Below are 14,214 nucleotides of genomic sequence, written 5' to 3'. Positions count from 1 at the left end.
TTTAAGAAACGGGATTTTTTTGACCTGAATAATCTACGTATTCAAGTTATTGCCTGGTGAATTTATTAAGAGCAGCTCGCTTTTTTCCTCTGAAAGCGCTTGAACAAGGCCCGCTGCCGTCCCTTGGCAACACGGCTGGGCAGCCCCAAAGAAAAACGCCTCCCCTGAATCAGAAGAGGCGTTTTGGTTGCAGCACCAAAGGGCTTATTTGCCTTCCTCAGGCTCTTCTTTCAGGGCCTCTTTGTTCAGGCTTTTGGCGTCCTTGATATCCACCACGGCCCCGTCTTTCAGGGTTTTGGCCACGGCGCGGAATGGGCCGCTCACGACCTGGGCGCCAGCGGGCACTCCGCTCAGAATCTCAATATTCTGGAAGTCGCTGATGCCAGTCTTCACGGGCGTGAGCACGGCCTTGCCATTTTTCACCACGAATACCACTTCCTGAATTTCGGCTTTGGGCGCGTTGGCGGGCGCTTCAGTGGATACTTCGCCGCTGCGGGCGGACTTCACCGGGGCTTTTCCGGTGGCATTTGCTTTGGTCGAGTCAGAACGCGTGGTCACGGCAGCTAGCGGCACGCTCAGCACGCCCGATTTGCGGTCGGTGATGATGTCGACCGAGGCCGTCATGCCGGGCCGGAAGGGCACGATGGTCTGCTTGCGCACGGTGCGTAGCAGGTGGCGGTAGCTTTCGGGCAGCAGGCGGATGCGCACTTCAAACTCGGTCACAGCTTCGGCCGTGAGGGCGTCCTTGGCCGTGTTGGCAATATTTGTGACGATGCCCTTAAACTTCTCGTCCTTGCTGCTGTAGGCATCCACGTCCACGTCCACCGAGTCGCCGATGTTCACGTTGTTCACGTCGTTCTCGTTCACGTTCACCCGCACCTCCATGTTGTTGAGGTTGGCAATGCGCATGATTTCGGTACCGGCCATCTGGGTGGTGCCCACTACCCGCTCGCCCTTCTTCACGTTCAGCTTGCTCACCGTGCCGCTCACCGGGGCGTAGATGGTGGTTTTGTTGAGGTTTTTGCGGGCTTCTTCCAGCGAGGCCGAGGCGGCGCTCACGGTGCTCTGCGAAGCGCGGATGGACTGGCGGGCGCTGTTGATTTCCTCCTGCGAGGCGTTGTAGGCGGCCTGGCTGGCTTCGTAGTCGGCCTGCGAAATCACCTTTTGCTTGTAGAGCGAGGCATTGCGGCGGTAGGTTAGCTCAACCTGCTTGGCGTTGGCCAGCAGCTGCTGCAGGCGGGCCTGGGCCTGGCCCACGTTGGCGCGCTGGGTGCCCACCTGGGCGCTTTGCATGGCCACCTGGGCCTGGTAGTTGTCGGGCCGAATACGGAGCAGCAGGCGGCCCTTGCGCACCGAGTCGCCTTCCTGCACGTAGAGCTCAATGATTTCGCCGGACACGTCGGGCGAGATTTTCACTTCGGTTTCGGGCTGCACCTTGCCCGAGGCACTAACCTTCTCCACGATGTTGGCCGGGCCGGCCTTGGCCACCAGCACTTCCACGCCGGCCGGCTTGCCAATCCAGCCTTTCTTTTTGCCACGGTGTAGCCCACCAGTGCCACCAGCAGCAGGCCGGCCAGGATGTAGAGTAAGCGGTTGTTTTTCATTGGTGATACTTCAGGTTGCAGTAATGGGTAATCGGGAGAGTGTGTGGTTGAGCTTAATTAAGCAGGGAGCACGGCGGCCCAGCCCACCCGTGGTTGGCCGAAGCTGCCCTAGCCTGACGGTGCTGTTTTACAGCGCCAGCGGCTTGCCCTGGTAAAAGTCGAGCACCTTGCGCCGGAAGTAAAACTCGTACTTGGCCTGAATCATGTCCGACTCGGCGGCGGTGAGGTTGTTGCGGGCAATGTTGAAATCCGTGCCGTTGAGCAAGCCGTTGTTGAAGCGGATTTCGGCGTTGCGGAAAGCCAGGCTCAGGGCCTCCACCTGGCGGGAGCTGGCCGCAAAGCGGCGCTGGGCCGCCAGGGCGTCGGCGTAGCTCTGCTGAATGGTCTGGCGCAGCTGCAGGCGCGCCTGCTCGGAGCGCAGCTCCACTTGCTGGATGTTGACTTGGGCCCGCTGCACGCCCACCCGGGTTTGCAGCCCGTTGAGGATGGGGATGTTCAGGCTAAACTGCACAAACTCGCCGCGGTTGTCGGCCAGCTGGCTCAGGAATTTGTAATCCAGCTTTTCAAAGGTGGGTTGCGTGGACAGCAACACGTACGGCGAAGGCGCGAAGCCCCCGGGGCCGCGGGGTTGCGCTCAAAAACGGGCACCGAAACCACGTTGTCTTCCACCCGAACCTGCTGAGTGCGCACCGACGAAAAACCGGTTTGCACGCCGCCGGCCATGGTCAGGCGCGGGTAATAGGCGCCCCGGGCAATGTCGAGCCCGCGGCGGGCACTCTGCACGCGCAGCTCCGCAGCCTTGATTTCGGGCTGTCGCTGGCGGGCAATTTCGAACGTCGCATTCGGGTCCAGCTCGTTGGCCGCGGTGCCCACAAACGTGGTGGGGTCCGGCAGCACGGGCACCTCCACCTGGAAGCGGGTAGCCGAGGCAGGGTCCAGGTTGAGCTGCTGCACCAGGGCCAGTTGAGCCAGGTCGCGCTGGTTTTGGGCCGTCACCAGCGTGCGCTCCTCGCCGGCCAGCCTGGGCGCGGCTGTCGAGCACATTGCCTTCGGCCACGGCGCCCGCCTTCAGCAGCTTTTCGCTGCGCGTTACCTGCGCTTGCACGGTGCTCAGGCGCGCTTCCGACGCCCGAATCAGCTCCTGGGCCAGCAGCAGCTGCAGAAACGACGAAGCCACGTTCAACGACAAGTCGTTGCGGGCCTTCTCGATGTCAACCCGCGCGGCCTGGGCATCCAGCTGGCCCTGCCGAATGGTGTTGCGCAGCTGAAAGCCAGAAAACAAGGTTAGCTGGCCGCTGGCCGTGAAGTTGTTGGACCTCACGTTCAACTGCTGGAACTGGTTGGTAAACGGGTCGCGGTTAGTGCCAAAGTTGAAGCCCTGCGTGCCGTTTAAGCTGGCCGTGGGCAACAGGGCGGCGCGGTTGAGCCGTTGCGACGCTTCCTGCTGCTGCGCCGTCAGCTCACTTTGGCGCACCGTCAGGTTGTTCTGCAGGGCGTAGTCGATGGCCCGCTGCAGGGACCAGGGCCGGTGGGCGCCTGAGCCGGCTGGCCCAACGCCGCGGCTGGTGGCGAGGCGGGCACGCTTTGGGCGTGGGCAGCCGGCGCCAGTGCCAGCACCGCGCCCACCAAACCGGCCCAACCCAGGGCCCGTTTGTGAAGTAGTGATTTGGTAGTCCCTCGTTTCATTTTGCAGAAAAGTAGTAGTGTTAATCCAGGTATGCGTATCGGAAAAGGCCGCTGATGCCCCCGACCGGAAGCTTTATTCCAGCGTAGGGATGTAAGTTATGCGCTGCACCCAGCTCAACTGCCGCAGGTAGGCCAGGGTAATGTCTTTGATGGGGCTGTCCATTTCGATGAACTGCCGGGCCGCGTCGTTGCGGCCTTTGCGGCTCACAAACATGGTGGCGATGTTGCACTGGTCGTGCGCGATGACCGAGGCTATGAAGGCAATGGAGCCCGGCACGTCCTGCGCGTCGATGATGAGCGTGTGCAGCGCCCCGGAAAAGTCGGACGGAAAGCCGTCCACCTCCACAATCCGAATCACGCCGCCGCCCCGGCTCTGGCCCACCACTTCCACGCGGTGGCCGGTGCGGGCGTCCAGCAGGTTCAGCTTGATGGTGTTCGGGTGCATGGTCGAGGCGTTGCCCACGCTTTGGAATTTGAAATCCAGGCCCGCTTCGGCGGCGTGGTCAAACGCCGTGCGAATGCGGATGTCGTCGGGGGCGTAGCCCAACAGGCCCGCCACAATGGCGCGGTCGGAGCCGTGGCCCTCGTAGGTACGGGCAAACGAATTGTAAAAGGTAATGACGGCTTCGGTGGGCACGGCCCCCAAAATGCGGATGGCGGCCCGCGCGATGCGCACCACCCCGGCCGTGTGCGACGAGCCTGGGCCCAATCATCACAGGCCCAATCATATCAAAAATACTAGATTTTTCGGCCATGCGCTTGCGCCATCCTTAAGGTTGTGGGGTTAAAAGTAGCGGATTCGAGCCATATCAAGCACTTGAGGAGCCCGCTGCGGCCGGCCCAAGGTGCCTGTTCAGGTAAGGGCCGATTTCTTTCAGCTCAACATTATCGGAGCAAAGATGCTGCTTAACCGTTTTAGTTGCGAAAGGTTGGGCTGAGCCCCTTCCCGGGCACTAGGTCCCCTTCGTATTTTAACGATATTTGCCCCGGCCCCACCCAGGCTTTTCCCACCCACTTCACCCCTCTTTTTTCATGACTACTCATCCCACCCAGGAGGAGTTTTCTCCGGCCGTGCTCGCCCGCCTGCGGCGGCTGCAGGAGAAATACGCCCCCGACGGCCAAGACCTGGCCGCTTACCTCGAAGGCCTGTACCACGCCAAGTACATTAATTACTGGGACTACATCGAGCCTCGATACCCTCCTCTCGCTGCAGCGGCCGCTCACCAACCTGCCCGACGAGCGGATTTTCATCATGTACCACCAGATTTCGGAGCTGTATTTCAAGCTCTGCCTCTGCGAATACGAGCAGATTGGCGACCTCGCCGAGCCCACCCTGGGCGAAGTGGTGCTGCGCCTGGGCCGCATCAACCGCTACTTCGAAAACCTCATCGACTCGTTTGATGTGATGGTCGACGGCATGGACAAGCAGCAGTTTCTGGACTTCCGCATGGCCCTGATGCCGGCTTCGGGCTTTCAGTCGGTGCAGTACCGCAAGATAGAGATTGCCAGCACCAGCCTCGAAAACCTTACCGACAAAGCCAAGCGCCAGGCTCTGGGCGAGGCCTCGGCCCACGACTACGACCAGATGCTGGGCTGCATCTACTGGAAAGCCGGCGCCACCATCGAGGCCAGCGGCGCCAAAGCCCTTACCCTCATCGAGTTTGAGCGCAAGTACACCGCCGACCTCGTGCGCCACGCCGAGGCCTACCACGACCGCAACGTGTGGGCCGTGGTGCAGCGCCTGCCCGAAGAAGACCGCACCCACCCGCGCCTGCTGCGCGCCCTGCGCCAGGCTCGACATCAGCGTGAACGTAAACTGGCCGCTGATGCACTTCAAATCGGCCGTGCGCTACCTGCAGCGCAACCCCACCGACGTGGCGGCCACCGGCGGCACCAACTGGCGCAACTACCTGCCTCCTAAGTTCCAGCGCCGCATCTTCTACCCCCAGCTCTGGACCGAGCAGGAACTCACCGACTGGGGCAAGAGCTGGGTCGAGCAGGTGCTGGAAGAGGGTGTGAAGGCATAAGCTGGGGCCCCAATCCCCCTTCATTTTTATACCAAAGAGGCAGGCTTCCGTAATGGAGGTCTGCCTCTTTCTTTATTAGCACCCGACCCCATGACCGAAGCCGACCAGAAAATCATTGACGCCTCGCTCGCCCACGTGCGCACGCTGCACACCAACATGAGCAGCATGTGGGACGGCGATACCCTAGCCTCCTTTTACTACAACGTCATCTCCGGCACCATGGCCCGCAACAACCCCGATGTAGCGCGGGCCCTGATGGCCATGCTGAGCGAGGTGTATGAAAACACGGCCAAATCGCGCGTAGAATTGGGCAAGCTCACGGCAGGATTTGACTCTACAGCACCCAGCCAGGCCGCCGCGAGCAGCGAGGGCGAGTAGTCGCAGGCCTGCGTTAGGCCGGCACGGCGTCGGGGGCAATACGTGAGTTCCTTTGGGTTTCGCCCATGCGCCAATACACCAGCAAGGACAGGAACGCGCAGGCCGTCACGTACCAATAAAACCACTCTTCGACGCCCTCGTTTTTGGCGAGTAAAGCCACGTATTCGGCGGTGCCGCCGAATATGGCCACCGTAAGGGCGAAGGGCAGCCCCACCCCCAGGGCCCGGATTTCTGTGGGAAACAGCTCGGCCTTCACCACGGCACTGATAGACGTGTAGCCGCTCACGACAAACAGCGCGGCAATGAGCAAGCCCGCGGCCACCCCAGCGTCCTGCGTGTGGGCCAGCAGCCGCAGCAGTGGCACCGTACCCAATGTGGCCCCGATGCCGAACATAAGCAAAACCGGCCGGCGGCCTACCTTATCGGAGATAGCGCCCAGCAAGGGTTGAAACAGCAAGGCCACCGCCATTACACCAAATGAAATAAGCGTGGCCATTTCCTTCGAAAAGCCCGACGTGTTAACGAGGAATTTCTGCGCGTAGGTGGTGAACGTGTAAAAAGCCAGCGTACCGCCCAGGGTCAGCCCAACCACCGTGAGCACCGCCCGCGGGTGCTGCATCAGAATGCGCATCTGCCCAGGGGTCGGCGCGTGGCCTTCGCCTTCGGCCCCGGCAGTGGCGAGGTCGGCCCGGTGCTGCTCAAAAGCGGCCGTCTCGCCCATGTGGGTGCGTAGGTACAACGCCCCCATGGCCGCCACTGCCCCTATCACAAAAGGCACGCGCCAGCCCCAATCGCCCAACTCGGCGGGCGAAAGCACCCGCTGCAAACCCAGCTGCACCACCAGCGCCAGCAGTTGGCCTCCCATCAGCGTGAGGTATTGAAAGCTGGACCAGAACCCGCGGTGCCTGGCGCCGGCCATCTCGCTGAGGTAGGTGGCCGACGTGCCGTATTCCTCCCACGCTGATGCCCTGAATCAGGCGGGCCAGCAGCAGCAAGGCCGGCGCCAGCACCCCGATGCGGGCATAGCCGGGCGTGGCCGCAATCAGCAGCGAGCCCCCGGCCATGAGCTGCACCGACAGAAGCAGAGCGGCCCGCCGCCCGTGCCGGTCGGCATAGGCACCCAGCAGCCAGGCGCCGAGCGGCCGCATCAGAAAGCCCACCGCAAAAATGGCGGCCGTGTTCAGCAGTTGAGCCGTGGGGCTACCCTTCGGGAAAAAGACGGGAGCGAAGTACAAGGCAAAGGCAGAGTAGGCGTACCAATCGTACCACTCGACCAGGTTGCCAATGGAGCCGCTCACGATGGAGCGCAGCCGGGACACAGGAGCCGAAGTTAAAGAAGTCCTCATGCAGGATTTACGGGTTGTCGAAGATGAAGGCAGCCTTCGTGGCCAACTCCGCAGCAAAGCAAATGGCTTGCTACCCGGACAGCAAGGTGTTCGTGAAGCGACCGTAAAGGTTGAGCCAAGATGGCATTTTAGTCGCGTTTACTTCCCTATTACAATGTGGAACCGTGGCCACGCTGATGGAATTAACTTTGTGGTTGCATTGCTCATGAGTAGCAACCCTCTGAAGGATAGCCACCTTTCATATTACACAAATGTTAAAACAAGAATTGGAACTACTGCTCCCCCCGAAGTTGCATTCGATGAGCTTTCGCGCTACGAGGCCATCCTGCAGCAGGCGGGCTTAGCACCCGGCGAAGTTGATTTCGTTCATTTAAAGCGCCGTTCTATTGATGCGCGTGGTCGTCAACCGCTGGTGCGGTTGCGCGCTGATCTGTACCGTACTGCGCCACCCGCCGACTTATTCGGCCCTTGGTTTGTTTATCCAAATGTGAAATATAATTCACGTTCGGCTATCATTATCGGGGCTGGTCCCGCCGGCTTGTTCGCGGCGTTGCGGTGCATTGAGCTTGGTATAAAACCCATCGTGCTGGAGCGCGGCCTCGACGTGCGGGCCCGGCGCCGTGACCTCGCGGCCATCAATAAAGACCAAATTGTAAACCCCGATTCCAATTACTGTTTTGGCGAAGGCGGAGCCGGCACTTATTCTGACGGAAAACTTTATACCCGCGCCACCAAGCGTGGCGACGTGGGCCGGGTTTTGCGCCGACTGGTGCAGCACGGCGCCACTCCCGACATTCTCGTGGACGCCCACCCCCACATCGGCACCAACAAATTGCCGGCCGTGGTACAAGCCCTGCGCGAAGCCATTATCGAAGCCGGCGGCGAAGTCAGGTTCGATACCCGCGTAACCGACCTCATCCTGGAGAACAACCCTGCGCGGCGTGGTCACGGCCTCGGGCGAGGCCATCGAAGCCGAAGCCACCATTCTGGCCACCGGCCACTCGGCCCGCGACATTTACGAGCCTGCTGCACCGCCGAGGCGTGCTCATCGAAGCCAAGCCCTTTGCCTTGGGCGTGCGGGTCGAGCACCCCCAGGCCCTGATAGACCAGGCCCAGTACCGCCGGGCCGACCGCGGGCTATTGCCGGCGGCCTCCTATTCGCTCGTGCACCAAACGGAAGTGGGCGGCGAGCAGCGGGGCGTGTTTTCGTTTTGCATGTGCCCCGGTGGCTTTATTGTGCCGGCGGCCACGGCCACGGGCGAGGTGGTGGTGAACGGCATGTCGCCGAGCCGCCGCGACTCCCGCTTTGCCAACTCCGGCATCGTGGCAGCCGTGGAGCTTTCGGATATGGACGTGAAGCAGTACGGCCCGCTGGCCGGGCTGCACTTTCAGGCAGAAATTGAGCAGCTGGCCTGCCGGGCGGCGGGTGGCACGCAGCGCGCGCCGGCTCAACTGCTCGGCGACTTCCTAAAGAATAAGCAGTCGGCCGACCTGCTCGAAACGTCTTACCAGCCCGGGCTGGTTTCGGTGCGCATGGACGACGTACTGGGTTCCACGCTGGCAGAGCGCCTGCGCCAGGGCTTCCGCGACTTCGGCCGCAAAATCCCGGGCTACGCCACCAACGCAGCGCAAATCGTGGGCGTGGAAAGCCGAACCTCGGCACCGATACGCATTCCGCGCGACAAAGACACCTTGCAGCACCCGGTGGTGCAGGGCCTGTTTCCGTGCGGCGAAGGCGCCGGTTATGCGGGCGGCATCGTGTCGGCGGCCATGGACGGCGAGCGGTGCGCCGAAGCGGTGGCCGCGCTGGTGCGCCGGTAAGGGAGCCGGCGGGCACGTTTTCCTGGGTGGCTAGTTCAGTCCAACGGGCAAAGAAAGTGCGCCAAGCCGGGCCAGCACGGCGTGCACCATACGGTCGCAGCGCGGTCCGAGGAAGGCAAAGGCTTGCTGGGGGGCAAAGCTTTTGAGCTGCGTGCGCAGCCGTTCGCGGGCCCGCAGGAGGCGCACTTTCACGTTGGTTTCGGTGAGGTGGAGCAAGGCGGCGGCTTCGGCTACGCTCATGCCTTCCACTTCGCGTAGCACAAACACGCTTCGGTAGCCATCGGGCAGGGCCTGCACGGCGGTTTCCAGGGCGGCACGCAGCTCATCGTTTAGTAATTCCTGCAAGGGGTGGGCACATCGGGGCCAGCGGTGGGAGCCTGGGCGTCGGCCTCATCGAGCTCCACAAGGCGGTGCTGACGGCGCCGGTCCATGAGGCATTCGTTGAGCATGATGCGTGTGAGCCAGGTGGGGAAGCTGGCCCGCTGCTCGAAGCGGCTCAACTGTTCGTAGGCTTTCACCCAGGCGTTCTGCATGGCGTCTTGTGTGGCAGCGGCCTGGCCCAGCACGGCCACGCCGGTGCGGTACAGGCGCTGATTGTAGCGCCGCATCAGCAGCTCGAAGAGCGGCTTCTCACCCGCCAGCACCCGGCGAATGACCTCGGAATCGGGAAGCGGATGAAAGGGCATAAGCGCCAGAGCGGGTACCATGAGCAGGTTGTTTGCAGGGCTTCCCGGCGGGGAGCGGCTGCCATTGGATGCGCAGCTCGGGGAAAGGTTACAAGTAAAAAAGGTTTTATAAAACGCTGTAACCTAGGGCTGGGTGTGTGCATCCAATGCCAATAAACCCTAAACCCCTAAAGCCATGTTCCCTTCCGCCAATCTTCCGTATTCGTCCTCCGACGCCCGGCCTGCGGCCAGCGCTGCGCACACCGTTATCCGGGTGCTCACCATCACCTACGGCCTCGTGCCCATCATTGCGGGCCTCGATAAATTCGCCAACCTGCTCACCAACTGGGAAGCCTACCTCGCGCCCGCCGTGGTGAGGATGCTACCGGTTTCGGCTCACACGTTTATGCTGGTGGTGGGCGTGATTGAAATCATTGCCGGCATCCTGGTGCTGGTGCGGCCGCGCATCGGGGCCTGGGTCGTGATGGCTTGGCTGCTGGGCATTGCCCTGAATCTGGTTGTCAGCGGGCGGTACTTCGATGTGGCCGTGCGCGATGCGGTGATGGCCGTAGGCGCCTGGTCCCTCGCCCGTCTGACGGCCGGCGCAGGGACCCAGGCCTAACCCGGCAGCCCCAAGAGCAGTTAATGCGTACAGATAAGCCCAGCCTCGTTGCGCTGGGCTTTATGCTTTAATTCTGCCATGAAATCCAATAAAAAGACCCTCGTCCTCGGCGCTTCTGATAACCCCGAGCGCTACTCGTTTCGCGCAGCCCACATGCTCAAGAAGCACGGCCACGAGGTGGTGCCGGTGGGCATTCGCAAGGGGCAGGTGGCGGGCATGGACATCCACACCGACCGCCCGCAGCACCCCGACATCGACACCATCACGCTCTACGTAGGCCCGCGGCATCAGCCCGTGTGGTACGACTACATCCTGGACCTGCAGCCCAAGCGCATCCTGTTCAACCCCGGCACCGAGAACCCGGAGCTGGAGCGGCTCGCGCACGAGCGCGGCATCAGAACCGAGGAAGCTTGCACGCTGGTCCTGCTCTCCATCGGGCAGTATTAACAAGTGCGCTGGCTCAACTTTCTGGTACGCTCCCCCTCGGTCACAAAACTGTCGGCTCAATTATCTACCTATTAAGCAAGCAGGCATGAGGATGCTTTCATTTCCAGCCTGGTGCCTGGCCATACTTCTTAGTGCGGGCCCGCCGCACACGCAGGCGCAGCAGTTGGCGCGGGTGCAGCCCACGCCAACTGCTGCCCACGTGCAGGTGTTCCCCGATTCGGTTTTAACCGATGTGTCCCATCATCCGGTGGGCATCAACCTGGACTTTCTGACCGATGATGACCAGTACCTACGCCCTAAACGGCGCCTGGTGAAGGCCCTCAAGGCCATGGGCGTGAAATACCTCCGCTACCCGGGCGGCAACAAATCCGACTTCTATTTATTCTCGCAGCCGCCTTACCAGAAGGCGCAGCCGGCCCTGGCACGTACCGGCCCCGGCTCCGTGAGTGACCGGGAAATCATGCTGAAGGACAACAACACGGCCTTCAAATTCCCGGTGCTCGACTTCGATGAGTTCATGGCCATTTGCCGGGAAGTGGGCGCCGAGCCCGTGCTGGTGGTAGCGGCCGACGAATACAACGTGCCCTACCCGGCGGGCGCCACCTGGTCCACGAAGCAGCAGTTGCTCGAGCACGCCGTGGCCTGGGTGCGCTACGCCAACGTGAAAAAGCGCTACCGGGTGAAGTACTGGATGATTGCCAACGAAACCTGGAACAAGGGCCCCGCCAACGGCGCCGAGATTTATGCCACCGATGTGGTGGACTTCTCGAAAGCCATGAAGGCCGTGGACCCCAGCATCTCCATCATCCCCAACGGCGATTCGGAGGCGTGGTGGCAAACGGTGCTCACCAAAGCCGCGGGCCACATCGACGCGGTGTGCGTGAGCAACTACCCGCTCAGCACCTGCGACACGCTCCGGCGCCTGACCCAGCCGGTGGACATCGCCAGCCAGGCCATCCGCAAGTACGCCAGCCCAGCCGACCAGAAAAGCTCAAGGTCATCGTGGCCGAATACGGGCCCTTCAGTTGGTGCCCAGGCCAGGAAGCAACCCTGCTGAACACCATGGGCAACAGCCTCACCAACCTGGAAATCAGCTTCCAGCAGCTGCTGCACCCGAGCGTGGCGTTTTCTTGCTTCTGGAACACCCGATGGATAGAGAACGCCGACGGCAAGCGCGACGGCTACAACGCCCTCGACAAAAACGGCAACTTCAACGCCAACGGCTTTGGGCTGATGCTGCTGGGCAACTTCCTGGGCAAGCAAATGATTAAAACCGAAACCCAAACTGGCCTGAAAACCTACGCCAGCATCGATCGGGCGCGCCACCGGCTCTATCTCTACTTGCTCAATCCCGCGCCCACCGCCGTAACCGTCACGCCCGTTTTCACCAAAACCAGTCGGGTCAAAATAGGCCGCAGCTACGAGCCTGGCAGGGCGCAGCGCCAACGACACCGCGCCCATCTGGCGCCCGGTAGCTACTAGGAAAGGTGGGCCGGCTCAGGTAGTGGCCGGCACCAGCATTCGGGTGCTGGAATACCGCTTGCCCTAACGGCCCACGGCCACGGGTACCGCGTTGGATTCAGGCCCCAGCACCCGGCCCAGGTAGGCATTCTGGTACTGCACCCAGCTGGCCAGGCGCCGCTGGCTTTGCTGCACAAATTCCGGCATCTGGCCCGCGATGTCGGTCATTTCATGCGGGTCTTTGCTCAAGTCAAACACCTGGGTTTTGCCGCTGGACGCGTTAAAAATGACCTTGTGCTGCGGGGTCCGCATGCCAAATACGTACTGCGAATACGGGCTGAAGAAGTAAGCCCGGTTCTCGCGCTTGGGGTTAAACAAGCTGGTGCCCTGCCACGCCCCGGGGATGGGAAAGCGCATCACATCGAGGATGCTGGGCGCCACGTCTATCTGCCCGCCTATGGCCTGGAGCTTTTCGCCATGAAACAGCAGCGGATTGATTAAGAGCAAGGGAACGTGCACGTTTTCCTCATAAATAGCCGAAGCGTGCGCGTACGACACGTGGCGGCCGAAGGCCTCGCCGTGGTCGCCCACCACCACGACCAGCGTTGACTCGGAGAGGCCGCGCCGTTTCAGCTCGTCGAGCAAGCGGCCGAGCTGCTGGTCGGAATAGTGCAGGGCGTTGAGGTAGTTGTTGAGGTACTGCTCTTTAACATTGTAGTCGTGCAGCTTGCCGACCGGGAAGTACGGGTAATGGGTTTGGGACGTCCAGACGGTGGCGAAAAACGGCGCCCCGGTAGAGTCGGCCGGCAGCCAGTCGGTGCAGGCCTTTATCAGGCAAGACTCGTCGGCGCTGCTGAGGAAATCGGTTCTTTCTGGCTCAACTTCCAACGCCGGCTTGCCGCAGGAAATGGTTTGGAAGTCGGCAATGGTATCGAACTTGCGGTGGGACAAAAACCCGCCCATGTTCTGAAAACGCGTATCGGCGGCAAAAAAGAAACCCGTGCGCAAATGATGGGCACCCAATTCCGAGCTCAAAGAGGGCACCCGGATGTCGGGGTTTTCTTTCGAAATGCTCTCGTAGGAGATTTTCGGGTAAAGCGACCCGAGCAGGGCCACCACGGCGTTGTTGGTGCTGGGCACGTGGGCGTACAAATCCGTTACCCGCAGCGAGTGCGGCAGGTGGCGGGCCAGTTCCGGCATCACGTCAAAGTTGGTTTGGTAGCCGGGCACGTACTCGGCCGGCACCGACTCCAGCACAAACAACACCACGTTGCGGATGCGGGGGTTGAACGGCGCGGTGGTGGGCGCGCCGCTCACGGCCTGCGGCGTGGGAAAAGGCTCGAACCCCTTCGGCAGCTCCATCTCAAACAAGTCGGGCGAGGTGGCCAGCGCGCCGTACACCGAATGGGAAAACGCCAGCACCGGATTGGCAATTACCTTAAACGTAAGGTTGTTGCGGGCCACCGAGCGGGGCGCAACCACGAAGTAAACCAGCAAAGCCACGGCCAGCACTGACATCGTGCGCCAGAAATACCGGCCCTGCGCATCGAACCGCCGCACCAGCGCCCAGAGCAGGTAGCTGCTCAGCAGCAGCAGCACACTCCACAGCACCATCTGCCCGGCCCAACCCCACGTGAGGTTGGCATTGAGCGCGGCTTTGAAGTCGCTGTTCTGCATGAAATCGGAATAGTACAGCCAGCCGTAGGTAAGGGGCCCACCCAGGATGGTGCTGGTCGTCACGTAGCTCAACCCAAACCAGACGCACAGCAGCGCCACCCCGACAAAGGCCCCCAGCAGAAACGACTCGGCCCGCGGCGACCGGCGCAAAAGCACGGCCAGAACCAGGAAGGCGCCACCCAGGCCCGCGGCCAGCATGAAGTCGTAATAGCTGCCAAGCAGAACGATATAAAAGGCTTTGAAATACCCAAAAACGATGGGATAAGCGATGTCCATTACCTGAGGGCGAATCAGGAACAGAACCAGCATGAGGCTGAGGGTAACGCAGCCAATCTTGCGAGTGGTGTGGGAATTCATAGAAAAAGGAAGGGCGGAGCAGGCAGGAAATGGGGTAGTTGGGCCAAGCCGGTCGCGGGGAAGTAAGGAGGTCCGGGCAGGCGCTATTCTGGCGGAGCGCGGGGATGGTTTCAGGCTAGGGAG

At 61.7% G+C, this 14,214-nt stretch carries 14 protein-coding genes and 4 pseudogenes; 8 read left to right on the top strand and 10 right to left on the bottom strand.

Annotated features, from left to right (window positions below; all coding sequences use genetic code 11):
* Positions 1–204: 204 nt before the first annotated feature.
* The 6 genes and pseudogenes from ACFQT0_RS16780 to sdaAB all read right to left on the bottom strand — a co-directional run bounded on the left by ACFQT0_RS16780 (position 205) and on the right by sdaAB (position 4,045).
* On the bottom strand, positions 205–1,500 hold the full coding sequence (locus ACFQT0_RS16780; RefSeq protein ID WP_380204372.1) for an efflux RND transporter periplasmic adaptor subunit: 1,296 nt from the start codon (positions 1,498–1,500) through the stop codon (positions 205–207).
* 231 nt (positions 1,501–1,731) lie between these two features.
* On the bottom strand, positions 1,732–2,193 hold the full coding sequence (locus tag ACFQT0_RS16775; RefSeq protein WP_380204371.1) for a TolC family protein: 462 nt from the start codon (positions 2,191–2,193) through the stop codon (positions 1,732–1,734).
* Positions 2,145–2,648, bottom strand: a complete 504-nt coding sequence (locus ACFQT0_RS16770; RefSeq protein ID WP_380204370.1) for a TolC family protein — start codon at positions 2,646–2,648, stop codon at positions 2,145–2,147. The genes ACFQT0_RS16775 and ACFQT0_RS16770 overlap by 49 nt, the downstream gene beginning before the upstream one ends.
* Positions 2,649–2,685: 37 nt before the next feature.
* Positions 2,686–3,078 (bottom strand): annotated as a pseudogene (locus ACFQT0_RS16765) (TolC family protein); the annotation flags it as partial.
* A gap of 2 nt (positions 3,079–3,080) precedes the next feature.
* Positions 3,081–3,290: a hypothetical protein gene (locus tag ACFQT0_RS16760; protein WP_380204369.1), complete on the bottom strand. Its 210-nt coding sequence runs from the start codon at positions 3,288–3,290 to the stop codon at positions 3,081–3,083.
* A gap of 73 nt (positions 3,291–3,363) precedes the next feature.
* A pseudogene (sdaAB, locus tag ACFQT0_RS16755) lies at positions 3,364–4,045 on the bottom strand (L-serine ammonia-lyase, iron-sulfur-dependent subunit beta).
* A 287-nt stretch (positions 4,046–4,332) separates the two neighbouring features.
* Here sdaAB and ACFQT0_RS16750 point away from each other — a divergent pair.
* The 3 genes from ACFQT0_RS16750 (at position 4,333) to ACFQT0_RS16740 (ending at position 5,695) form a co-directional block, all read left to right on the top strand.
* Complete coding sequence (locus ACFQT0_RS16750; protein WP_380206056.1) at positions 4,333–5,211, top strand: tryptophan 2,3-dioxygenase family protein; 879 nt, start codon at positions 4,333–4,335, stop codon at positions 5,209–5,211.
* Positions 5,135–5,317 (top strand): hypothetical protein, encoded by a 183-nt coding sequence (locus ACFQT0_RS16745; protein ID WP_380204368.1) that lies wholly within the window; start codon positions 5,135–5,137, stop codon positions 5,315–5,317. The genes ACFQT0_RS16750 and ACFQT0_RS16745 overlap by 77 nt, the downstream gene beginning before the upstream one ends.
* 90 nt (positions 5,318–5,407) lie before the next feature.
* Complete coding sequence (locus ACFQT0_RS16740) at positions 5,408–5,695, top strand: hypothetical protein (RefSeq protein ID WP_380204367.1); 288 nt, start codon at positions 5,408–5,410, stop codon at positions 5,693–5,695.
* Between the two features lie 13 nt (positions 5,696–5,708).
* On the opposite strand, the pseudogene ACFQT0_RS16735 reads toward ACFQT0_RS16740, so the two are convergent.
* Positions 5,709–7,041, bottom strand: a pseudogene (locus tag ACFQT0_RS16735) (MFS transporter).
* A 205-nt stretch (positions 7,042–7,246) separates the two neighbouring features.
* On the opposite strand from ACFQT0_RS16735, the pseudogene ACFQT0_RS16730 reads away from it, so the two are divergent.
* Positions 7,247–8,862 (top strand): annotated as a pseudogene (locus ACFQT0_RS16730) (NAD(P)/FAD-dependent oxidoreductase).
* Positions 8,863–8,892: 30 nt separating this feature from the next.
* On the opposite strand, the gene ACFQT0_RS16725 reads toward ACFQT0_RS16730, so the two are convergent.
* Both ACFQT0_RS16725 and ACFQT0_RS16720 read right to left on the bottom strand, forming a co-directional pair.
* Positions 8,893–9,207, bottom strand: coding sequence for a sigma-70 family RNA polymerase sigma factor (locus ACFQT0_RS16725; RefSeq protein WP_380204366.1), 315 nt, complete (start codon positions 9,205–9,207; stop codon positions 8,893–8,895).
* Positions 9,192–9,548 carry a sigma factor gene (locus ACFQT0_RS16720; RefSeq protein ID WP_380204365.1) on the bottom strand — a complete coding sequence of 119 codons (357 nt, stop codon included), beginning with the start codon at positions 9,546–9,548 and terminating at the stop codon, positions 9,192–9,194. The genes ACFQT0_RS16725 and ACFQT0_RS16720 overlap by 16 nt, the downstream gene beginning before the upstream one ends.
* A gap of 175 nt (positions 9,549–9,723) precedes the next feature.
* On the opposite strand from ACFQT0_RS16720, the gene ACFQT0_RS16715 reads away from it, so the two are divergent.
* From ACFQT0_RS16715 to ACFQT0_RS16700, 4 genes are all read left to right on the top strand, one after another.
* Positions 9,724–10,149, top strand: coding sequence for a tRNA (5-methylaminomethyl-2-thiouridylate)-methyltransferase (locus ACFQT0_RS16715; RefSeq protein WP_380204364.1), 426 nt, complete (start codon positions 9,724–9,726; stop codon positions 10,147–10,149).
* 78 nt (positions 10,150–10,227) lie between these two features.
* Complete coding sequence (locus ACFQT0_RS16710; RefSeq protein WP_380204363.1) at positions 10,228–10,596, top strand: CoA-binding protein; 369 nt, start codon at positions 10,228–10,230, stop codon at positions 10,594–10,596.
* An 85-nt stretch (positions 10,597–10,681) separates the two neighbouring features.
* The gene (locus ACFQT0_RS16705) at positions 10,682–11,653 is read left to right on the top strand and encodes a hypothetical protein (RefSeq protein ID WP_380204362.1); all 972 of its coding nucleotides are present in this window, start codon (positions 10,682–10,684) and stop codon (positions 11,651–11,653) included.
* Between the two features lie 5 nt (positions 11,654–11,658).
* The gene (locus tag ACFQT0_RS16700) at positions 11,659–12,078 is read left to right on the top strand and encodes a hypothetical protein (protein ID WP_380204361.1); all 420 of its coding nucleotides are present in this window, start codon (positions 11,659–11,661) and stop codon (positions 12,076–12,078) included.
* Positions 12,079–12,141: 63 nt separating this feature from the next.
* Here ACFQT0_RS16700 and ACFQT0_RS16695 read toward each other — a convergent pair whose 3' ends face one another.
* Positions 12,142–14,091 carry an LTA synthase family protein gene (locus tag ACFQT0_RS16695; protein ID WP_380204360.1) on the bottom strand — a complete coding sequence of 650 codons (1,950 nt, stop codon included), beginning with the start codon at positions 14,089–14,091 and terminating at the stop codon, positions 12,142–12,144.
* Positions 14,092–14,214 lie beyond the last annotated feature (123 nt).

Source organism: Hymenobacter humi, from assembly GCF_042665855.1.
GTDB lineage: Bacteria > Bacteroidota > Bacteroidia > Cytophagales > Hymenobacteraceae > Hymenobacter > Hymenobacter humi.
This window is presented reverse-complemented; position numbering and strand designations above follow the sequence as displayed.